Genomic DNA, 20,034 nt, shown 5'->3' on the forward strand with positions numbered 1-20,034 from the left:
GCCGAGCGCAACGCGTAAAGGCATGATTTTACCCGATTTTCGGCGGTTTCAGGCGACCGGCATGCGGGGAAACCCCCACTGGCCGTCCGGACGAGTGGGTTTGCGGAAGCGATGGCGATACCATACGGCCATTCTGACGAACCGAGTCGTATCGTAGTGGAAACCCCGCAGAACACCGCCGCGCCGTCCGAATCGGGCGCGGCCTCGTCCCCGCCGCCGTCCGGCGGCTTCACGTCCACCCGCTTCGTGCTGGTCGAGCCGAGCCATCCCGGCAACGTCGGGGCGGCCGCTCGCGCGCTGAAGACGATGGGCTTCTCGCGCCTCGTGCTGGTCGCGCCGCGCGTGCCGCACGTGCAGAGCGACCCGGACGCGATCGCGATGGCCAGCGGCGCGGACGACGTCCTCGCGTCCGCGCATGTCGTGCCGACGCTCGGCGAAGCGCTGTCCGGCGTGCACTGGTCGATCGCGCTGACCGCGCGCACGCGCGAATACGGGCCGCCGCGCCTCGCGCCGCGCGCGGCCGCCACGCAGGCGAGCGCGCAGGTCGGCACGGGCGACATCGCGCTCGTGTTCGGCAACGAGCGCACCGGTCTCGCGAACGAGCATGTCGAGCAGTGCAGCGCGCTCGCGCATATTCCGGCCAACCCGGCCTACAGTTCGCTGAATCTCGCGCAGGCCGTGCAGGTGCTCGCATACGAGTTGCGCGTCGCGTTTCTCGAGCAGGCGAGCGAGCCGTCGGCGCAGCCGCAGGCCGAAGCCGGCACGCTCGCGCAGAGCGACGAGATCGAGCGGATGTACGTGCACCTCGAGAACGCGTTGATCGCACTCGACTTCCTCGATCCGCGCAATCCGAAGAAGTTGATGCCGCGGCTGCGGCGCCTGTTCGCGCGCACGAGCCTCGAGCGCGAGGAGGTCAACATCCTGCGCGGCGTCGCGAAGCACATCCTGCTGAAGTCGGGCAAGCCGGACGGCGACGCGTAAGGTAAGCCGCCGGCGCTTCGATCACCGGGCGCGCGGGGGAGTCCGCTGGATGCCGCGTGTGGCCGGGCAGGCCATGCGTTGACCTACCGGAAGCGTCGCGTCTGCTATTTCTCTCCCGCCCGGCATTTCCCTGAAATCCCGCCCCGCAGCAAGCGTCGCGGCCGAATACCCCCGCCGACGGCGGGGTGAACGCGCGACCGCGTGCGGGCCGGCGCGACTGGCCCTACAATCGCCGGACGTCATAAGCAAATGACCCGGCGCGATAACGGCCGGCATTGCCGGCGATGCGCGCCGGCCTTTTCCCAGATCACATCATGTTCACGAGACTGCGCGAAGACGTTGCAACGATTCGCGAGCGGGATCCCGCCGCTCGCAGTGCGTGGGAAGTGCTGACCTGTTATCCGGGGCTGCATGCGCTCGTGCTGCACCGTTTCGCGCACGCATGCTGGCGAGCGAAACGCTACTGGCTCGCGCGGTTCGCGTCGCAGGCCGGCCGGTTCCTGACAGGTATCGAGATCCACCCCGGCGCGACGATCGGCCGGCGCGTGTTCATCGATCACGGCATGGGTGTCGTGATCGGCGAGACGGCGATCATCGGTGACGACTGCACGATCTATCAGGGCGTGACGCTGGGCGGCACGTCGCTCACGCGCGGCGCAAAGCGCCACCCGACGCTCGAGGCCGGCGTGATCGTCGGCGCCGGCGCGAAGGTGCTCGGCGGTTTCACGGTCGGCGCGGGCGCGAAAATCGGCTCGAACGCGGTGGTCGTCAAGCCGGTGCCGGCGGGCGGCACCGCGGTCGGCAATCCGGCGCGCATCGTGATGCCGGCGCAGCCGAAGCCGCAGACCGAGCGTGCGGCATTCAGCGCGTACGGGATCACGCCCAACGCCGACGATCCGATGTCGCTCGCGATTCACGGGCTGATCGATCACGCGGCGAAGGAAAGCCGCCGCGTCGACGAGATCGTCGCGGCGCTCGAGCGGCTCGGCACGCATCTGGAAACGCTGCAGGGCGCCGACGCGGCGCGCCTCGACCTGCGCAGGCTGTCGGCGGTGCTGGAAGGCAAGACGGTCGAACGCCAGATGTAACGAATGCGATGGGCGCCGAACGCTGCCGTCGGTGCGACGGCAGCGGCGGCGTCAGCGGAGGCTCAGTCGAGCGGCATCGCGTGGATGCCTTCCGCGTCGACGCGCAGGTAGCCGCCGCGCCGCGTGCCGTGATCGAGATCCCAGTCGGGCAGCACCCAGCGGATTCCGCCCGGTTCCGCGTGGCGCGCGGGGCGGTGCGTATGGCCGTGAATGATCACGCTTGCACGGCTTTTCCGGAACAGCGCGGCCACGCCTTCCCGCGTGACGTCGTAGATGGCCGAAGCAGGGCGCATCCGGCCTGTTTCGCTGTTCGAACGCATGCGCTGCGCGAGCGCGCGGCGCCAGCGGAACGGCCACGCGAGAAACAGCCATTGCGCGACGCGGTTGCGCGCGAAGCGACGGAACACCTGGTAGCCGCGGTCGGCCGTGCATTGCGCGTCGCCGTGCGCGAGCACGATGCGCTGGCCGAACGCCATGATCAGCGAAGGGTCGGGCAACAGCATCGCGCCGGCGGCCTTCATGAAGCGCCGGCCGAGCAGGAAATCGCGATTGCCGTGCATCACGTAGAGCGCGATGCCGCGTTCCGAGAACGTGTGCATCAGCGCGGCCATGCGCGCGGCGAACGGATCGTCGTCGAGGATGTCGTCGCCGATCCAGTATTCGAACAGGTCGCCGAGGATGAACACCGAGTCGGCGCTGTCGGCGGTGTATTTCACGAAATGCTCGAACGCGGCGACCGTCTTCGGAATCGCCTCGCTCAGGTGCAGATCGGAGAGAAACAGGAACGGGCGTGCGGCTTGCGCGTATTCGCGCTCACCCGGCACGCCCGCGGAGACGCTTCGCGGCGGACTCTCCTGCAACATCGAAGTGCCTCCGTAACGACTGTGCGTCAGACCACCACGGCCTTTTCGATCACGACGTCGTCGGTCGGCACGTCCTGATGGAAGCCCGCGTTGCCCGTCTTGACGCCCTTGATCTTGTCGACCACGTCCTGGCCTTCGACGACCTTGCCGAACACCGCGTAGCCCCAGCCCTGCGGCGTCGGCGACGAGTGGTTCAGGAAGTCGTTGTCGTTCACGTTGATGAAGAACTGGGCGGTTGCCGAGTGCGGATCGTTCGTGCGCGCCATCGCGACCGTGTAGTTGTCGTTCTTCAGGCCGTTGTTCGCTTCGTTGTCGATCGGCGCGTCGGTCGGCTTCTGCTTCAGGCCCGGCTCGAAGCCGCCGCCCTGGATCATGAAGCCGTTGATCACGCGGTGGAACACGGTGCCGTCGTAATGGCCCTTCTTCACGTAGTTCAGGAAGTTCTCGACCGTCTTCGGTGCCTTCGCGGCGTCGAGTTCGAGCTTGATCACGCCGTGGTTCGTATGCAGTTCAACCATGATGAATTCCTTCGGTGAGGCGGTTTAAATGGCACGCGGCCGGTCGTGCGACGCGGCCGCGTGTGGCGCCGGACGTGCCGGCAGGTTCTTACTTCGAGACGATGTTCGCCGATTCGATCACGACCGGTTGCGCCGGCACGTCCTGCATCGGGCCGCGCGAGGTCGTCGCCACGCCTTCGATCTTCTTCACGACGTCGAGGCCCGACACGACCTTGCCGAACACCGCATAGCCGTTGCCGTCCGGGTTCGGGTAGTCGAGGCCGCCGTTGTCGACCGTATTGATGAAGAATTGCGCGGTGGCCGAATTCGGATCGCTCGTGCGCGCCATCGCGATCGTGCCCGTCAGGTTCTTCAGACCATTGCGGCTCTCCAGCGGGATCGGCGCGCGGGTCGGCTTTTCCTCGAAGTTGGTCTTGTAGCCGCCGCCCTGGATCATGAAGCCCTTGATCACGCGATGGAAGATCGTGCCGTTGTACTGGCCGGCCTTCACGTAATCGAGGAAGTTGGCGACGGACTTCGGCGCCTTCTCCGGATAGAGCTCGACGCGGATGTCGCCCTGCGAGGTCTTCAGCTGCACGACGGGGTGCGCTGTGGCCGTTTGCGCGAACGCGGGTGCGGTCGCGAGAAGGGCGGCGCCGCCAAGCGCCAGCAACAGACGTTTCATTGCGATCCTCAGGTTGGGAGGGAAGGAAGGCCGCGCCGCTTATTGCGACGGCGCGACGTACGGCGCCGCCAGTGCGCCCGACGGACCGTTGAACTGGAACGTCGGCGACATCGGCAGCGTGGTGGTGCTCACGTTCGCGGCCGCGCGGTCGGTGTACTCGCGCGTGGCCGGCGTGGTCGCGCGGGCGTTCGGCGCGGCTTTCGGCGGCGACACGATCTTCTGCAGATCGGCGAGGCGCTGCGCGGTCGCGCCGCTCGTGCGGCCGAGCGATTGCGCGCGCTTGTACGATTCGGCCGCGAGGCGCAGGTAGAGATCGCCGAGGTTCTCGTACGCGAGCGAGTAGCTCGGGTTCGATTGCGTCGCGGTGACGAGCGCGGTGCGCGCTTCGTCGTAGCGGCCGTGCTTCGCGTACAGCGCCGCGAGGTTGTTGTACGGCTCCGGCAGTTCGGGGTACGCCTGCGTGATCGCGACGAACTGCGTGATCGCGTCGTCGTCGCGGTTCAGGCGGGCCAGCACGGTGCCGCGCTTGAACTGCGCCTGCACGTCGTGCGGGTTCGACGCGATGCGCGCGTCGAGCTGCGCGAGCGCCTGCTGCCACTGCTTGCCGGCGATCGACGCGTCGACTTCGGGGGTGCCGTCGGCGACCGCCGGGGCCTTTTGCGCATGCGCCGCGGGGGCCGCGAAAAGCGTCAGCGCGACGCCCATGACGGTGGTCGCAACGAGGGTCGCAGCGCTCGGCGCGCGGCCGCGATGAGGTTTCATAGGCGTAAATCGGAATGTTATACTCCGACCCATTCTAACAAAACGTCTGCGCGTTCCGGCGAGCCGCAGACAGTCTTTCTTAGCCTCTCGTGGCCGTCACCGCTGTGCTTGCAGCCTGACCGCCCCGTGTGATATCGAGGACGCGCGGCCTGGCGCCGCAGCAGATGGTCCGTCCGTTTCACATGCTGGGCGAGCTTCGCCAGGGCGGTTTCCTTCGGCTCACGGTTCATCTCTATGGAATCACTGCGCATCTACAACACGCTCGCGCGTGACAAGCAAGTTTTCGTGCCGCGCCAGCCCGGCGAAGTGCGGATGTACGTATGCGGAATCACCGTCTACGACTATTGTCACGTGGGCCACGCGCGCATGCTGGTCGTGTTCGACCTCGTCCAGCGCTGGCTGCGTGCGATCGGCTACCGGGTCACGTACGTGCGCAACATCACCGACATCGACGACAAGATCATCCGCCGCGCGCTCGAGAACGGCGAGACGATCAAGTCGCTGACCGACCGCTTCATCGGCGCGATGCACGAGGATGAAACCGCGCTCGGCATCCAGCGGCCCGACATCGAGCCGCGCGCGACGCAGTTCATTCCGCAGATGCTCGGCATGATCGAGACGCTCGAGGCGAACGGCTACGCGTATCAGGCGACCGACGGCGACGTCAATTACTCGGTGCGCAAGTTCGCGAGCTACGGGAAGCTGTCGGGCAAGTCGCTCGACGACCTCCGCGCGGGCGAGCGCGTCGCCGCGAACGACGCGAAGCAGGATCCGCTCGATTTCGTGCTGTGGAAGCGTGCGAAGGAAGGCGAGCCGGACGGCGCGTCGTGGGCGTCGAAGTACGGGATGGGCCGCCCGGGCTGGCACATCGAGTGCTCGGCGATGGGTTGCTCGCTGCTCGGCAATCATTTCGACATCCACGGCGGCGGCCAGGATCTGCAATTCCCGCACCACGAGAACGAGATCGCGCAGAGCGAAGGCGCGACCGGCGAGACGTTCGTCAATTACTGGATGCACAACGGCTTCGTGCAGGTCGACAACGAGAAGATGTCGAAATCGCTCGGCAACTTCTTCACGATCCGCGAAGTGCTCGAGCGTTACGACGCGGAAGTGATGCGCTTCTTCATCGTACGCACGCACTACCGTTCGCCGCTTAATTACAGCGACGTGCATCTCGACGATGCGCGCGCGTCGCTCACGCGTCTGTACACCGCGCTGAAGGACGTCGAGCCCGACACGCTCGCGCTCGACTGGAACGAGCCGCACGCGCAGCGTTTCGCGGCCGCAATGAACGACGATTTCAACACGCCGGTCGCGGTGGCGACGCTGTTCGAGCTGGCGGGCGAAGTCAACCGCACGCGCGATGCGTCGCTCGCGCGGCAACTGAAACACCTGGCGGGCCTGCTCGGCCTGCTGGGCCGCGAACCGCGCGCGTTCCTGCAGCAGGCGTCCGGCGCCGCGCAGGCGGCCGGGCTCGCGGCCGACGAGATCGAAGCGAAGATCGCCGCGCGTGTCGCGGCGAAGCAAGCGAAGGACTATGCCGAAGCGGACCGGATCCGGGCGCAATTGCTCGAAGCCGGCATCGCACTTGAAGACAAACCGGGCGGATCGACCGAATGGCGTCGCGTATGAGCGCGGCGCGTTCCACTGACCGATCCGTCAGGTAGGAGGCAAGATGGCAACGGCCAGAAAAGCGCCGGTCAGGCGCGCGACCCCGGTCGCCGCGCGTCCGGCAGCCAAGCGCGTACCGGCGGCGAAGACGGACGCGACGCGCGCCGTGCCGAACGGCGCGTTGAACGGTCATGCGCAGCCGGCGGCCGCGCCGCCGGCCGCCGACACGGCCCGCAAGACACGTGCGTCCGAAGCGGGCGGCGAGGAGGTCGTCGTGCGTCCCGTCTATTGGGACAAGGCATGCGCCGACCTCGTCAAGCGCGACCGGATCCTGAAGAAACTGATTCCGAAGTTCGGTCCCGCGCATCTCGTGAAGCGCGGCGACCCGTTCGTCACGCTCGCGCGCTCGGTCGTCGGCCAGCAGATTTCGGTGCCGTCCGCGCAGTCGCTGTGGGCGCGCATCGAGGACGCCTGTCCGAAACTCGCGCCGCAACCGGTGATCCGGCTCGGCGCGGACAAGCTGATCGCGTGCGGGCTGTCGAAGCGCAAGACGGAATACATCCTCGATCTCGCGCAGCATTTCGTGTCGGGGGCGCTGCACGTCGACAAATGGACGTCGATGGACGACGAGGACGTGATCGCGGAGCTCACGCAGATCCGCGGCATCAGCCGCTGGACGGCCGAGATGTTCCTGATCTTCAACCTGTCGCGGCCGGACGTGCTGCCGCTCGACGACCCGGGTCTGATCCGGGCGATCAGCGTCAATTATTTCAGCGGGGAACCCGTCACGCGCAGCGAGGCGCGCGAGGTTGCGGCCAACTGGGAGCCGTGGCGCACCGTCGCGACCTGGTACATGTGGCGCAGCCTCGATGCGCCCGACGCCGACGCCTGAGCGCCGGCTATCGGGTTTTAAACATCAATAGTTGAGAGCCGGTTTTGAGCGTCGCCCGCGCGGGTAGAATACGCGCTGCCGCAAGACCCAAGGATTCGAACACATGAAGACCACGTTTCTGGATTTCGAACAGCCGATCGCCGAACTCGAGGCCAAGATCGAAGAGCTGCGATTCGTGCAGGACGACTCGGCTGTCGATATTTCGGAAGAAATCGAGCGGCTGTCGAAGAAAAGCCAGCAACTGACGAAAGACCTCTACGCGAACCTGTCGCCATGGCAGGTTTCGCAGATCGCGCGGCACCCGCAGCGGCCGTACACGCTCGATTACGTCGCGGAACTGTTTACCGATTTTCACGAGTTGCATGGCGACCGCGCGTTCGCGGACGACCTCTCGATCGTCGGCGGTCTCGCGCGCTTCGGCGGCCATCCGTGCATGGTGATCGGTCACCAGAAGGGCCGCGACACGAAGGAGCGCGCCGCGCGCAACTTCGGGATGCCGCGTCCGGAAGGCTATCGCAAGGCCGAACGCCTGATGCGTCTGGCCGAGAAGTTCGGGCTGCCGATCTTCACGTTCGTCGACACGCCGGGCGCGTACCCGGGCATCGGCGCGGAAGAGCGCGGCCAGTCGGAGGCGATCGGCCGCAACCTGTACGTGATGGCCGAGCTGAAGACGCCGATCATCACGACGGTGATCGGCGAGGGCGGCTCGGGCGGCGCGCTCGCGATCGCCGTGGCCGACACGGTGATGATGCTGCAGTTCTCGACCTACTCGGTGATCTCGCCGGAAGGCTGCGCGTCGATCCTGTGGAAGAGCGCCGCGAAGGCGCCGGAAGCCGCGGAAGCGCTGGGCCTGACCGCGCACCGCCTGAAGGCGCTCGGCCTGATCGACAAGATCATCAACGAGCCGCTCGGCGGCGCGCATCGCGATCCGAAGGGCATGGCCGCGCTGCTGCGCCGTGCGCTGGCCGATTCGCTGCGCCAGTTCCAGGGCATGAGCATCGATGCGCTGCGCGAGCGCCGCTTCGAGCGCCTGATGGCCTACGGCAAGTTCAAGGAAACCACGCCCGGCGCATGACCGGCGTGCTCGCATCGCGCGCCGTTCGGCGCGCATCTCTCTCGTGATTCCCCCGACCGAATTCTCCGCCGACCGTGTCGTACTCGACGCGGTCGGCGTTGCGCTTTCCGGCCTGCCGCCGGACGCGCGTATCGCGATCGCCTACAGCGGCGGCCTCGATTCGACGGTGCTGCTCGATGCGGCCGTGCGCGTCGCGGGCGCCTCGCGCTGCGTCGCGCTGCACGTGCATCACGGCCTGAGCGCGAACGCCGACGCGTGGGTCGCGCATGCCGAAGGGCAAGCGGCGCGGCTCGGTGTCGCATTCGAATCGATGCGCGTCGACGTGCCGCGCGACAGCGGCCTCGGTATCGAGGCGACGGCGCGCGAGCGTCGCTACGCGGCGCTCGACGAGATGGGCGAACGCTACGGCGTGGCAGCGCTGTGGCTCGCGCAACATGCGGACGACCAGGCGGAGACGGTGCTGCTGCAACTGTTGCGCGGGGCAGGCATCGCGGGGCTCGCCGCGATGGCGCCGCGTTATCGCCCCGACGGCGTGAGCATCGAACGGGTGCGTCCGTTGCTGCGATTGTTGCGCGCGCAACTTGAACGCTATGCGAAGCAGCACGCGCTCACGTGGATCGACGACGAATCGAACGGCGATACGCGCTATGCGCGCAATGCGCTGCGCATCGACGTGCTGCCGGCGCTGGCCGTGCATTTCCCGGGCTTTCGCGATGCGCTCGGCCGCGCGGCCCAGCATGCGGCGGCCGCTCAGCGGCTGCTCGACGATCTGGCCGAACTGGATTTCGCCGTCGCCGCGCGCGATGACGGTCACGCGCTGTCGCGCGACGCACTGGTCGGTTTCGACGACACGCGCGGCGCGAACCTGCTGCGCTTCTGGATGCGTGGGCTCGGTTTGCCGGGCGCGTCGGCTGCCCGGCTCGCCAACATGATGCGGCAACTGCGCGCGGCGCACGACGCGCATGCGCTGCGTGTCGATCACGCGGGGCAGTGCCTGCGGCTCTATCGCGATGTCGTCTACTGGGAAGCGGGCGATAGCAGCGAGCCGGCCGACGACGGCACGGGCACGCCGCAACCGGAGGCGGCGCTCGCATGGGACGGGCAGGAAGTATGGCACCTGCCGGCGTGGCGCGGCACGTTCGTATTCGCGCCGGCCGACGCGGGCAGCGCCGATGCGGTGCCGGAGCGGCTGCTGCGGGGTGCGCGGCTGGCGGCGCGCGCCCGGGCCGGCGGCGAACGGATGCGTACGTCGCCGGGCGGGCCGGGCCGGACGCTGAAGAACCTGTTCCAGGAGCGCGGCGTGCCGGCCTGGCAGCGCGACGTGCCGCTGCTGTTCGCGGGCGACCGGCTGATCTACGTGCCGCGGCTGGGCGTCAATCGCGACATCGGCGAGCCTGCCGGCGCGGCGCGCGGTGACGCCGCATGGCGCCGGATCGAATGGCGTCCCGACCTGCTGATCGCCTAGCGGCGGCAGGCTGCCGGCGGCGCGATGGCGCGCCGATTTTCACCATTTGGTAAACAGCGCCGGAACGGCCGCCGACACGGCGCGCGGCTTGTCAAGCGGGCTTCTATCGGGTACGCTCGGTCGTTTGCTCGGCTCGATTTTTGAGCGTTTTGTGCAGGTTTTCCGCGTGACGTACCCGGTTTGCGCGGCCTGATCGGCCTTCCGGGCAAAATCCGCCACGCTTGCGTGTTGCGTCCCAGCCGTCCCCCTCGTCGTCCGTCCACAGCCACAAGCCGCGTGACCGAACGGCTATGCGGCCTGCCCAGCGCACCCGTGCGGTTTCTCCTCCAGTTCAGAACGACAATGGCACTCATCGTACACAAATACGGCGGCACTTCGATGGGCTCGGTCGAGCGCATCAAGAACGTCGCGAAACGCGTCGCAAAATGGCATCAGGCCGGGCACCAGATGGTGGTCGTGCCTTCGGCGATGTCCGGCGAAACCAACCGTCTGCTCGGTCTCGCGAAAGAGATTTCGAGCCAGCCGAGCCCGCGTGAGCTCGACATGATCGCGTCGACCGGCGAGCAGGTCAGCGTCGGCCTGCTGTCGATCGCGCTGCAGGAAATCGGCGTCGAGGCCGTGAGCTATGCCGGCTGGCAAGTGCCGATCAAGACGGACAGCGCGTTTACGAAAGCACGCATTCACTCGATCGACGACGAGCGCGTGAAGGCCGACCTGAACGCCCGCAAGGTCGTGATCATCACGGGCTTCCAGGGCGTCGATCCGGACGGCCACATCACGACGCTGGGCCGTGGCGGCTCGGACACGTCGGCGGTGGCGGTGGCGGCTGCGCTGGGTGCCGAAGAGTGCCTGATCTATACCGACGTCGACGGCGTCTACACGACCGATCCGCGTGTCGTCGAAGAAGCGCGCCGCCTCGACCGCGTGACGTTCGAGGAGATGCTGGAAATGGCCAGCCTCGGCTCGAAGGTCCTGCAGATCCGCTCGGTCGAATTCGCCGGCAAATACCAGGTGAAGACGCGTGTGCTGTCGAGCCTGACCGATCCGCTGATTGCGCTCGACGAAGAAATGCGCTCGGGCACCCTGATTACTTTTGAAGAAGACGAGACCATGGAAAAGGCAGTCATTTCCGGCATCGCGTTCCAGCGCGACGAAGCACGCATTGCGGTGATGGGCGTGCCCGACAAACCGGGCATCGCATATCAGATCCTCGGCCCGGTGGCCGATGCGAACGTCGACGTCGACATGATCATCCAGAACCAGAGCGTCGAAGGCAAAACCGACTTCACGTTCACGGTCGGTCGCGGCGACTACCAGAAGGCGATGGACATCCTCACCAACCAGGTGCAGGGCCATGTGAGCGCCGAGCGCGTGCAGGGCGACCCGAAGGTGTCGAAGGTGTCGGTCGTCGGCGTCGGCATGCGTTCGCACGTGGGCGTCGCGAGCAAGATGTTCCGCACGCTGTCGGAAGAGGGCATCAACATCCAGATGATCTCGACGTCCGAAATCAAGATTTCGGTGCTGATCGACGAGAAATACATGGAGCTGGCCGTCCGCGCGCTGCACAAGGTATTCGAACTCGACCAGGCATCGTGAATTTTCCGTGATGCATTGAAGAAAATGCATCACGGAAATTGACGCACGGTTCGAAACCCTATATTATCTCGTTCTCGTCGCACTGCCTCCCTGGTGCGAGCGAAAGTTTGGGAGACGTGGCCGAGAGGTCGAAGGCACTCCCCTGCTAAGGGAGCATCTGGGCCAAAACCTGGATCGAGGGTTCGAATCCCTCCGTCTCCGCCAAAAGCGGTGACAAAGCCCCGCAAGTTCTCGGACTTGCGGGGCTTTTTCTTTTTCAGCCCCGCCGTGCGGGTCGTGCGTCGTGCGTCGAGCATCGATGCTGCCGGATCTCATCCTCGGCCGCGCGTCGTCGGAACGGTCGATCAGGCAATGAGTGCTCGACTTGAGTGCCGGTCATGCGCTACATATCGCGTATCGTCCGGCGCGACTCAAGGTGATGCTCTTGGCAAACCCGCATTCCGTTCTGACCGTCCTGTCTCACCGACCTGTCGACGGACTGGTCGACAACCACGCCCGTTACGCGCACCTGCACGGCTACCGGCACGCGACGGTCGACGGCATGCACGTGTATGGCGAGCGGCAGCAGGTGCTGCACAAGTACCACGCGATCATCGCGCAACTCGTGGCGATGGAGCAGGGTGCGTTGCTGCTCGTGCTCGATCCGTTCTCCGTCGTGTTCGATCCGCACGCATTGCCGGACGTCGCGCACGGTTACGATGCGATCGTCACGACGCAGACGTCGAAATCGGCGCTGCCCGCGGCGAGCGGCATGATCTTTCGCAACGTACCCGACGTGCGCGAGCAGTTGCGCCGGCTGGCGCTCGAACTGGGCAAGTGGGCGATGCATCTTCCGGAGCGGCAGCACGCGTGCGAGGCGACGCTGCTTGCGGAACACTTTCCGCCGCTGCCGTTCGATGCGCGGCTGGCGAACGGTCATTTCGCGTCGGTCCAGACGGTCTGGAGCGATGGCGTCTCGATCGATTCGATCGCCGGCGCGCGGCCGCTCGTCGCGCACCAGGCACCCGAGTGGCGAGAAGCGAACGGTGTCTGGGCGCCGGCGCCCGACTACGACTTCCGTTACGTGACGGCGCTCGTCGACGATGCCGAACGGTACCAGCGCGGCGACTGCCCGCACGCGATGGACGACTGGCGCGCCGCGCAGCAGCGGCCGCGCGAAGCGGAGCGGCATGTGAATCCGCACGCGCCGATCGCGTTCGTGAGCCTGCACACATCCCCTATCGCGGGCTACGGCGACCTGCACGAGGAGAACTTCGTGCGCTACTGCACGCGACATGGCTATGCGTACCACACGTATCGCGCCGCGCCCGCATTCTTGCCGGACGGCATCGATGCGAACTGGGCGAAGCTGCACCTGATTCGCGAACATCTGCCGCATCACGCGTTCGTCTTCTGGGTCGATGCGGACATCCTCGCGATCGACCAGAGCCAGCGCATCGACGGCACGATCGACGGCCGCGACTTCGTGATCGGCACCGACCACACGGCGTGGGCGATCAACTCCTGCATGATCGGCGTGCGCAACGTCGCGCCGATGCGCGAACTGGTGGAGCGGATCTGCGCGCGCATCGAGCGTTTCGACGATCGTTCGTCGGTCTACGCGAGCGGCGGCGATCAACAGGCCATCTACGTGGAATTGCTGGCGTCCGGCATGATCGACGCGCGCCATATCGTCGATGCGACGACGCTTGCGTCATCGCCGGTCTATGCGACGCGCGACAGCCGCTTCGTCCATTTCCCCGCCCAGCACGATCACTATCGCGCGGTGACGATGCGGATATGGGATCGGCTGAGTCATCGGCGCTAGCGGCCGGCGCGTGACCGGGGCAGGTGAGGGCGCCCCTTGGCGCGAGGGGCGCGACCCGAGATCGAATGAAATAAAAGTGAAAGTATTCGTGTAAGGCAGAGCGCCCCGCGCGATCGCCGCGCAGCGGAACGTGGGTCCCGCTGTTCCAGCCCCTCGAAATGACCGGTTGACATCAAAAATGCGGCGCTGCGTCGATTCGCGCAGCGTGGCGCGTCGCGCAATACGAAAAATTACTCATGAAAATCAGTGTGCTACGGCGACGTTGAAAATCGATGCTCTGCTGCGATGCAAAAAATATTCAATCGCCTTATGCTCGTTAACCCGATCGCGTTTGAGCGGCGTCAAGTTTTCCGGTGACACCGCTTTACATTTTGCCAACATTGGCGATTCACGAAATCTACCTGTCGATTTGATTTCGTTCCTTTCGTCGCGCCTGTCCCCGATGCAAGGCGCGACTTCCTCAAGGCGTTGTTGACATGCATGATTTCCCCTTCCTGAGCCTGGCCATCTGGGTTCCGATCCTGTTCGGCGCGGGGCTGCTGCGCGCCGGTTCCGACCGGCATTCACGCCGGATACGACTGATCGCGCTCGTCGGTGCGATCGCGGGGCTGGCGGCCGTCGTCCCGCTGATTGCCGGATTCGACACGCACTCGGCGGCGATGCAGTTCGTCGAAAGACGCGACTGGCTGGCGGCATTCAATGCCGGATGGCGGGTCGGCATCGACGGCGCGTCGCTGTGGCTCGTCGTGCTGACCGCGTTCACGACGCTCGTGGTGGTGGTCGCGTCGTGGGAATCGGTCACGGTGCGCGTCGCGCAGTACTACGCGTCGTTCCTGATCCTGTCGGGGCTGATGGTCGGCGTGTTCGTCGCGCAGGACGGGCTGCTGTTCTTCATCTTCTTCGAGGCGACGCTGATCCCGCTGTACCTGCTGATCGGCACGTGGGGGCGCGAGCGCCGCGTGTATGCGGCCGTGAAGTTCTTCTTCATCTCGTTCGCCGGCTCGCTGTTGCTGCTGATGGCGATGCTGTACCTGTACGCGCAGTCGCATACGTTCGACATGGCCGTGTGGCGCACGCTGCAGCTCGGTTTCGCGCCGCAGTTGCTGGTGTTCCTCGGCTTTTTCGCCGCGTTCGCGGTCAAGGTGCCGATGTGGCCGGTCCACACGTGGCTGAGCGACGTGTACACGGACGGCCCGACGGGCGCCGCGCTGATGCTCGCGATGCTCAAGCTCGGCGGTTACGGGTTCCTGCGCTTCGCGCTGCCGATCACGCCCGATGCGAGCCACTTCTTCGCGCCGGCAGTGATCGCGCTGTCGCTGTTCGCGATCGTCTACGCGAGCCTGATCGCGCTCGCGCAGACCGATCTCGGCAAGCTGCTCGCCTATTCGACGGTCGCGCACATGGGGATCGTCACGCTCGGGCTGTTCCTGTTCAACCGGATCGGCGTCGAAGGCGCGATCGTGCAGCTCGTGTCGTACGGCTTCGTGGCGGGCGCGATGCTGTTGTGCGTGAACGTGCTCGTGGATCGCACCCGGCAGCGCGAGATCGCCGCGTACGGCGGCGTGGCGGGCGTGATGCCGCGTTTCGCGACCTTCACGCTGCTGTTCGCGATGGCCAACGTCGGCCTGCCGGGCACGTCGGGGTTCGTCGGCGAGTTCATGGTCATCATGGGCGCGATCCGCTTCAACTTCTGGATCGGCGCGATCGCGGCGCTCACGTTGATCCTCAGCGCGTCGTACACGCTGTGGATGCTCAAGCGCGTGGTGTTCGGTAAGGTCGCGAGCCAGCGGATCGCGAAGCTCGCCGACCTGAACCGTCGCGAGATCGTGATGTTCGCGTCGCTCGCGCTGATCGTGCTCGCGGTCGGCATCGATCCGAAGCCGTTCACCGATGCGATCGATCCGACCGTCGGCAAGCTGATCCAGGAAGCGAGCCATTCGAAGGTGCCGGCAGGGGATGGCCCCGCGCCGGCGCTGCCGTCGTACATGGCATCGACGCACGACTGATCTGATCGCGGCACACCGGGCCGCGCCATGCAAGCCAGGCCTGCCGCATCGCGCGGCGGGTATCGTTGCGCACACATCGATCACACGCTCCGCACGGCGAGTGCCGGGCGCGCATCCGGCTGCGTGAAATTGCCCCGCGACAATGTGACTCACGGCAGATTTTGCAATGATGATTTGCCGCATGCACCGGTTTTTCATCGCACTCGCGCGACGTATGATTCGGCCAATTTCGTGAATCGAATGCGCATCGGGCATACGCAAACGGATTCAATGACCCTCGGGCTGTGTGATGAAAAGAAGAGCATCAAGAGGCTGGTCGGCGCTGCTTTCAATGGGCGCGGCATTGAGCCTGTCAGGTTGTAATTTAGATGTACTAAATCCGAAAGGAAGCGTGGGTGCCGCCGAAAAGGCGCTGATCGCGACGTCCACCTGGGCGATGCTGATCGTCGTCGTGCCGGTGATCCTGCTCACGCTATGGTTCGCGTGGCGTTACCGCGCGTCGAACCGCCACGCCGCGTATGCGCCGAACTGGTCGCACTCGACCGCGATCGAGGTCGTGATCTGGACGGTGCCGACGCTGATCATCCTGTTCCTCGGGGTGCTCACGTGGAAGACCACGCACGAGCTCGATCCGTACAAGCCGCTCGAATCGGCGGTGAAGCCGATCGACGTCGAGGTGGTCGCGCTCGACTGGAAGTGGCTGTTCATCTATCCGGAACTCGGCATCGCGTCGGTGAACCAGCTCGCGATTCCGGTCGGCACGCCGGTGAACTTCCGCATCACGTCGGATTCGGTGATGAATTCGTTCTTCATCCCGCAGCTCGGCGGCCAGGTCTACGCGATGGCCGGCATGCAGACGCGCCTGCACCTGATCGCCGACGAGCCCGGCAACTACGCGGGCACGTCCGCGAACTTCAGCGGCCGCGGGTTCTCCGACATGAAGTTCCGCACGCTCGCCGAGCCGCGCGAGCAGTTCGATGCGTGGGTGCAGAAGGTGAAGGCATCGCCGGACCGGCTCGACGCGACCCTGTACGGCAGCGTCGCGCAGCCGAGCGAGAAGGCGCCGGTGCGCTACTTCTCGTCGGTCGATCCGCGGCTCTTCCACAACATCATCGCGAAATACAACGATGGCCACGTCCTCGACCTGAAGGACGCCGCCTGCGGCACGAAGGGGTAACGCATGTTCGGCAAACTCACACTTTCGGCGATCCCGTTCGATCAGCCCATCATCATGGGGGCCGGCGCCTTCATGGGGCTGGTCGTGCTGGGCATTCTCGCCGCGCTGACGATCACCGGCCGCTGGAAATGGCTGTGGACGGAATGGCTGACCACGGTCGACCACAAGAGACTCGGCGTGATGTACATCATCGTCGCGCTGATCATGCTGCTGCGCGGCTTCGCCGACGCGATCATGATGCGCATGCAGCTCGCGCTCGCGTACAACGCGCCCGGCTACCTGCCGCCGCACCACTATGACCAGATCTTCACGGCGCACGGCGTGATCATGATCTTCTTCATGGCGATGGTATTCATGGTCGGCCTGATGAACCTGGTCGTGCCGCTGCAGATCGGCGCGCGCGACGTCGCGTTCCCGTTCATCAACTCGCTGTCGTTCTGGATGACGGCGGTCAGCGCGATCCTGATCAACCTGTCGCTCGTGATCGGCGAGTTCGCGCAGACGGGCTGGCTCGCGTACCCGCCGCTGTCGGAGCTGCAGTTCAGTCCGGGGGTAGGGGTCGACTACTACCTGTGGGCGCTGCAGATCTCCGGGGTCGGCACGCTGCTGACCGGCGTGAACTTCTTCGTGACGATCATCAAGATGCGCGCGCCCGGCATGACGCTGATGAAGATGCCGGTGTTCACGTGGACGGCACTCTGCACGAACGTGCTGATCATGGCGTCGTTCCCGATCCTGACCGCGACGCTCGCGCTGCTCGGCCTCGACCGCTACCTCGGCATGCACTTTTTCACGAACGATGCCGGCGGCAACGCGATGCTGTACCTGAACCTGATCTGGGCATGGGGCCATCCGGAGGTGTACATCCTGATCCTGCCGGCGTTCGGGATCTTCTCGGAAGTCATCGCGACGTTCGCGAAGAAGCCGCTGTTCGGCTACAAGACGATGGTGTATGCGACCTGCGCGATCATGGTGCTGTCGTTCCTCGTGTGGCTGCATCACTTCTTCACGATGGGCTCGGGCGCGAACGTGAATGCGTTCTTCGGGATCATGACGATGATCATCGCGATTCCGACCGGCGTGAAGGTGTTCAACTGGCTGTTCACGATGTACCGCGGCCGGATCGAATTCACGACGCCCGTGCTGTGGACGATCGGCTTCATGGTCACGTTCACGCTCGGCGGCATGACCGGCGTGATGATGGCGATTCCCGGCGCGGACTTCGTGCTGCACAACAGCCTGTTCCTGATCGCGCACTTCCACAACGTGATCATCGGCGGCGTGCTGTTCGGCTATCTCGCGGGCTTCAACTACTGGTTCCCGAAGGCGTTCGGCTTCAAGCTGAACGAGAAGCTCGGCAAGGCCGCGTTCTGGTTCTGGCAGATCGGCTTCTACGTCGCGTTCGTGCCGCTCTACGTGCTCGGCTTCATGGGCATGACGCGCCGCCTGAACCACTACGACAACCCGGCCTGGCATCCGTGGCTGCTGGTCGCCGCGTTCGGCGCCGTGCTGATCGCGATCGGCATCGCGTGCCAGCTGCTGCAACTGGTGGTCAGCATCCGCAACCGCCATCTGCCCGAGTACCGCGACACGACGGGCGACCCGTGGGGCGGCCGCACGCTGGAGTGGGCGACCTCGTCGCCGCCGGCCGACTACAACTTCGCGGTGATCCCGCAGGTGCGCACGCTCGACGCGTATGCGGACATGAAGGCGCGCGGCGAAGGCCGGCCGAACCCGGCGGCGATCCGCGACATCCACATGCCGTCGAATACCTGCGCGGGCCTCGTGATCGCGGTCTTCAGCCTGGTGCTCGGCTTCGCGCTGGTGTGGCACATCTGGTGGATGGCGATCGGCGGGCTCGTCGGGATCATCGCGACGCTCGTGATCTACAGCTCGCGCGATAACGACGGCTATTACATCCCTGCGTCGACGGTGCGCAAGACCGAAGACAAGCAGCCGACGCAGCGCACGGCGCGCGTCGACGACGTGGAACTGGAGGCCAACTGATGTTGCAGAAAACCTTGAGCGCAACCCTGCTCGAGCACGACGACCATCCGCCGTCGCATTCGGTGTTCGGGTTCTGGCTGTACCTGATGACCGACTGCGTGATCTTCGCGGCGCTGTTCGCGACGTTCGCGGTGCTCGGCCACCAGTACGCGGGCGGGCAGACCGCGAAAGAGCTGTTCGACATTCCGGGCGTCGCGGTGGAAACCGCCGCGCTGCTGCTGTCGAGCATCACGTACGGTTTCGCGATGCTCGCAGCGTACAAGCAGCGGCGCGGCGCGCTGCTCGCGTGGCTCGCGGTGACGTTCGTGCTCGGCGCGGCGTTTCTCGCGATGGAACTGCGCGAGTTCTCGCACCTGATCGCGGAAGGCGCGGGCCCGCAGCGCAGCGCGTTCCTGTCGGCGTTCTTCACGCTGGTCGGCACGCACGGGCTGCACGTGACGGCCGGCCTGTTGTGGATGCTCGTGCTGGCCGCGCAGATCGTGTTGCGCGGCGGCGACCTGACCGATCGCGACCTGCGGCGCCTGACGTGCCTGAGCCTGTTCTGGCACTTCCTCGACATCGTGTGGATCTGCGTGTTTTCCTTTGTCTATCTCGCGAGCGTGATCTAAATGGCCCATTCGCATTCGTCTCAACTCGAAGAAGGGCACGGCAGTGTCGGCGGCTACGTCGCCGGTTTCATCCTGTCGGTGCTGCTCACGGCCGCGTCGTTCGGCCTCGTGATGGGCGGCGTGCTGTCGCCGCATGCGTCGCTGGTCGGGCTGGCCGTGCTCGCGTTCGTGCAGATCGTCGTGCACCTCGTGTACTTCCTGCACATGAACGGCTCGTCGGGCCAGCGCTGGAACGTGATGGCGTTCAGCTACACGGTGCTGACCGCGGCGATCCTGATCGTCGGCACGCTGTGGGTGATGCACAACGTCAGCATGAACATGATGTCGCGTTGAGCGGCAACGCGGCGCATCGGGTTCACGTCCCTGCGCGTTCATGACGAAAAGGCGGCATGTGCCGCCTTTTTGTTTTTCTCCTGCTGCGTTGCGCCGGGCCGTGCGGTCAGTGCCGCACACCCGCATCGGCGGTCAGCGCATGCGTGCAGTCGGCGCGGTACTCGGCGGCGAGCCGATGCTTCGCGCCGTCGAGATCGTCGGGATAGTACGGGCTCGCGTGGGCGGGGTCGTAGCCGACCTGTTCGAGCTCGGTCAGCTCGCGCACGAGGTCCGCACGCGTGACGTCATTGCCCGTGTGCACGAACGGGTATGCGTTGCATTCCTGCGGGGTGAGGTGCGGCCCCGCGAACGCGGCGGTGCTCGCGCATGCGAGCAGCATGCAGGCGACGGTGGTCGACAGTTTCATCCGGTAGCTCCTGGTTGCGCGGCCCGATGCCGCATGACGTCAGCGTAGGCGGCCGCGGTCGCAGGGCCGGCGACGCACGGATGAAACATGTTTCATGCGCGCCCGTCGCGATGCCGGATGAAGCTATTTTCATCTGGCGCCGCACGGCGATCGCCGCGCTTACGATAGTGGCGGG

General features: G+C 65.8%; 18 protein-coding genes and 1 tRNA gene. 14 read left to right on the plus strand and 5 right to left on the minus strand.

Going from position 1 to position 20,034, the window contains the following annotated elements:
- Nucleotides 1-156 precede the first annotated feature (156 nt).
- Both HWX14_RS00630 and cysE read left to right on the plus strand, forming a co-directional pair.
- Entirely contained in the window at nt 157-981 is an 825-nt protein-coding gene (locus tag HWX14_RS00630) for an RNA methyltransferase (RefSeq protein WP_175881145.1), read from the plus strand.
- A 314-nt stretch (nt 982-1,295) separates the two neighbouring features.
- Nucleotides 1,296-2,069, plus strand: coding sequence for a serine O-acetyltransferase (gene cysE, locus HWX14_RS00635; RefSeq protein ID WP_175881146.1), 774 nt, complete (start codon nt 1,296-1,298; stop codon nt 2,067-2,069).
- 62 nt (nt 2,070-2,131) lie between these two features.
- Here the strand turns inward: cysE and HWX14_RS00640 are convergent, their stop codons facing one another.
- The 4 genes from HWX14_RS00640 to HWX14_RS00655 all read right to left on the minus strand — a co-directional run bounded on the left by HWX14_RS00640 (nt 2,132) and on the right by HWX14_RS00655 (nt 4,876).
- Nucleotides 2,132-2,932, minus strand: a complete 801-nt coding sequence (locus HWX14_RS00640) for a UDP-2,3-diacylglucosamine diphosphatase (RefSeq protein WP_175881147.1) — start codon at nt 2,930-2,932, stop codon at nt 2,132-2,134.
- A gap of 26 nt (nt 2,933-2,958) precedes the next feature.
- A complete protein-coding gene (locus tag HWX14_RS00645; protein WP_006478428.1) occupies nt 2,959-3,450 on the minus strand; it encodes a peptidylprolyl isomerase in 492 nt (163 codons plus the stop codon).
- A gap of 88 nt (nt 3,451-3,538) precedes the next feature.
- Complete coding sequence (locus tag HWX14_RS00650) at nt 3,539-4,114, minus strand: peptidylprolyl isomerase (protein ID WP_175881148.1); 576 nt, start codon at nt 4,112-4,114, stop codon at nt 3,539-3,541.
- Nucleotides 4,115-4,153: 39 nt separating this feature from the next.
- A complete protein-coding gene (locus HWX14_RS00655; protein ID WP_175881149.1) occupies nt 4,154-4,876 on the minus strand; it encodes a tetratricopeptide repeat protein in 723 nt (240 codons plus the stop codon).
- 234 nt (nt 4,877-5,110) lie between these two features.
- On the opposite strand from HWX14_RS00655, the gene cysS reads away from it, so the two are divergent.
- The 12 genes from cysS (at nt 5,111) to cyoD (ending at nt 19,453) form a co-directional block, all read left to right on the plus strand.
- Nucleotides 5,111-6,508 carry a cysteine--tRNA ligase gene (gene cysS / locus HWX14_RS00660; RefSeq protein WP_175881150.1) on the plus strand — a complete coding sequence of 466 codons (1,398 nt, stop codon included), beginning with the start codon at nt 5,111-5,113 and terminating at the stop codon, nt 6,506-6,508.
- A gap of 43 nt (nt 6,509-6,551) precedes the next feature.
- Nucleotides 6,552-7,379 carry a DNA-3-methyladenine glycosylase gene (locus HWX14_RS00665; RefSeq protein WP_175881151.1) on the plus strand — a complete coding sequence of 276 codons (828 nt, stop codon included), beginning with the start codon at nt 6,552-6,554 and terminating at the stop codon, nt 7,377-7,379.
- Between the two features lie 103 nt (nt 7,380-7,482).
- Nucleotides 7,483-8,454, plus strand: a complete 972-nt coding sequence (locus tag HWX14_RS00670) for an acetyl-CoA carboxylase carboxyltransferase subunit alpha (RefSeq protein WP_006478433.1) — start codon at nt 7,483-7,485, stop codon at nt 8,452-8,454.
- A 43-nt stretch (nt 8,455-8,497) separates the two neighbouring features.
- Nucleotides 8,498-9,919 (plus strand): tRNA lysidine(34) synthetase TilS, encoded by a 1,422-nt coding sequence (gene tilS / locus HWX14_RS00675; RefSeq protein ID WP_175881152.1) that lies wholly within the window; start codon nt 8,498-8,500, stop codon nt 9,917-9,919.
- Nucleotides 9,920-10,261: 342 nt separating this feature from the next.
- Nucleotides 10,262-11,515, plus strand: a complete 1,254-nt coding sequence (locus HWX14_RS00680; RefSeq protein WP_050012969.1) for an aspartate kinase — start codon at nt 10,262-10,264, stop codon at nt 11,513-11,515.
- Nucleotides 11,516-11,625: 110 nt separating this feature from the next.
- Nucleotides 11,626-11,719, plus strand: a tRNA-Ser gene (locus HWX14_RS00685).
- 214 nt (nt 11,720-11,933) lie between these two features.
- Nucleotides 11,934-13,322: a hypothetical protein gene (locus tag HWX14_RS00690; RefSeq protein WP_175882325.1), complete on the plus strand. Its 1,389-nt coding sequence runs from the start codon at nt 11,934-11,936 to the stop codon at nt 13,320-13,322.
- A gap of 476 nt (nt 13,323-13,798) precedes the next feature.
- A complete protein-coding gene (locus tag HWX14_RS00695; protein WP_175881153.1) occupies nt 13,799-15,328 on the plus strand; it encodes an NADH-quinone oxidoreductase subunit M in 1,530 nt (509 codons plus the stop codon).
- Between the two features lie 289 nt (nt 15,329-15,617).
- Nucleotides 15,618-16,505 (plus strand): ubiquinol oxidase subunit II, encoded by an 888-nt coding sequence (gene cyoA / locus HWX14_RS00700; RefSeq protein ID WP_175881154.1) that lies wholly within the window; start codon nt 15,618-15,620, stop codon nt 16,503-16,505.
- Between the two features lie 3 nt (nt 16,506-16,508).
- Nucleotides 16,509-18,512, plus strand: a complete 2,004-nt coding sequence (cyoB, locus tag HWX14_RS00705) for a cytochrome o ubiquinol oxidase subunit I (protein WP_175881155.1) — start codon at nt 16,509-16,511, stop codon at nt 18,510-18,512.
- Nucleotides 18,512-19,120: a cytochrome o ubiquinol oxidase subunit III gene (gene cyoC / locus HWX14_RS00710; RefSeq protein ID WP_175881156.1), complete on the plus strand. Its 609-nt coding sequence runs from the start codon at nt 18,512-18,514 to the stop codon at nt 19,118-19,120. Before cyoB ends, cyoC begins: the two co-directional genes overlap by 1 nt.
- Nucleotides 19,121-19,453, plus strand: coding sequence for a cytochrome o ubiquinol oxidase subunit IV (gene cyoD, locus HWX14_RS00715; RefSeq protein ID WP_034207706.1), 333 nt, complete (start codon nt 19,121-19,123; stop codon nt 19,451-19,453).
- A gap of 106 nt (nt 19,454-19,559) precedes the next feature.
- Here the strand turns inward: cyoD and HWX14_RS00720 are convergent, their stop codons facing one another.
- Nucleotides 19,560-19,859: a DUF4148 domain-containing protein gene (locus tag HWX14_RS00720; protein WP_175881157.1), complete on the minus strand. Its 300-nt coding sequence runs from the start codon at nt 19,857-19,859 to the stop codon at nt 19,560-19,562.
- Between the last annotated feature and the right edge of the window lie 175 nt (nt 19,860-20,034).

It is taken from the genome of Burkholderia sp. BCC0044 (assembly GCF_902832955.1).
Classification (GTDB): domain Bacteria; phylum Pseudomonadota; class Gammaproteobacteria; order Burkholderiales; family Burkholderiaceae; genus Burkholderia.

Excerpts from the sequence above, each read along its gene's own strand:
- cysE (WP_175881146.1), top strand. The coding sequence starts at position 1,296 with ATGTTCACGAGACTGCGCGAAGACGTTGCAACGATTCGCGAGCGGGAT.
- cyoB (WP_175881155.1), top strand. The coding sequence starts at position 16,509 with ATGTTCGGCAAACTCACACTTTCGGCGATCCCGTTCGATCAGCCCATC.
- cysS (WP_175881150.1), top strand. The coding sequence starts at position 5,111 with ATGGAATCACTGCGCATCTACAACACGCTCGCGCGTGACAAGCAAGTT.
- HWX14_RS00690 (WP_175882325.1), top strand. The coding sequence starts at position 11,934 with ATGCTCTTGGCAAACCCGCATTCCGTTCTGACCGTCCTGTCTCACCGA.
- HWX14_RS00640 (WP_175881147.1), bottom strand. The coding sequence starts at position 2,932 with ATGTTGCAGGAGAGTCCGCCGCGAAGCGTCTCCGCGGGCGTGCCGGGT.
- HWX14_RS00670 (WP_006478433.1), top strand. The coding sequence starts at position 7,483 with ATGAAGACCACGTTTCTGGATTTCGAACAGCCGATCGCCGAACTCGAG.
- cyoD (WP_034207706.1), top strand. The coding sequence starts at position 19,121 with ATGGCCCATTCGCATTCGTCTCAACTCGAAGAAGGGCACGGCAGTGTC.
- cyoC (WP_175881156.1), top strand. The coding sequence starts at position 18,512 with ATGTTGCAGAAAACCTTGAGCGCAACCCTGCTCGAGCACGACGACCAT.
- HWX14_RS00665 (WP_175881151.1), top strand. The coding sequence starts at position 6,552 with ATGGCAACGGCCAGAAAAGCGCCGGTCAGGCGCGCGACCCCGGTCGCC.
- HWX14_RS00680 (WP_050012969.1), top strand. The coding sequence starts at position 10,262 with ATGGCACTCATCGTACACAAATACGGCGGCACTTCGATGGGCTCGGTC.
- HWX14_RS00695 (WP_175881153.1), top strand. The coding sequence starts at position 13,799 with ATGCATGATTTCCCCTTCCTGAGCCTGGCCATCTGGGTTCCGATCCTG.
- HWX14_RS00655 (WP_175881149.1), bottom strand. The coding sequence starts at position 4,876 with ATGAAACCTCATCGCGGCCGCGCGCCGAGCGCTGCGACCCTCGTTGCG.
- cyoA (WP_175881154.1), top strand. The coding sequence starts at position 15,618 with ATGAAAAGAAGAGCATCAAGAGGCTGGTCGGCGCTGCTTTCAATGGGC.
- HWX14_RS00645 (WP_006478428.1), bottom strand. The coding sequence starts at position 3,450 with ATGGTTGAACTGCATACGAACCACGGCGTGATCAAGCTCGAACTCGAC.
- HWX14_RS00720 (WP_175881157.1), bottom strand. The coding sequence starts at position 19,859 with ATGAAACTGTCGACCACCGTCGCCTGCATGCTGCTCGCATGCGCGAGC.
- HWX14_RS00650 (WP_175881148.1), bottom strand. The coding sequence starts at position 4,114 with ATGAAACGTCTGTTGCTGGCGCTTGGCGGCGCCGCCCTTCTCGCGACC.